We start from the raw sequence: 259 nt of genomic DNA on the forward strand, positions 1-259 counted from the left end.
AAACGATTGCAGTCGCGAGTGTAGAATGTGGTTTATTGCCTTTGAGTCAGCACAGTATGTTCTCCTTACCATCACTATCGTATCATGGCTATGAAGGTTTAGCGGTGAATATGGATGAGAAAAAGCGCTTGCAAGATGACTTAGGTACAACCAATCATATGCTGCTGGTGAACCACGGTGGTTTAACTGTTGGACCATCGGTAGGCGATGCCTTTATGCGTTTTTATGACTTACAGCGTGCATGCGAGATTCAAGTTGC

The 259-nt window shown here is 44.4% G+C and carries 1 protein-coding gene; it reads left to right on the forward strand.

Annotated elements, in window-relative coordinates; translation table 11 throughout:
• On the forward strand, positions 1 to 259 hold a 259-nt coding region (locus tag CWC11_RS20615), incomplete at both ends, for a class II aldolase/adducin family protein (protein ID WP_171038477.1).

This window comes from Pseudoalteromonas sp. S3178 (assembly GCF_005886985.1).
In the GTDB taxonomy this organism is placed as follows: Bacteria; Pseudomonadota; Gammaproteobacteria; order Enterobacterales; family Alteromonadaceae; genus Pseudoalteromonas; species Pseudoalteromonas carrageenovora.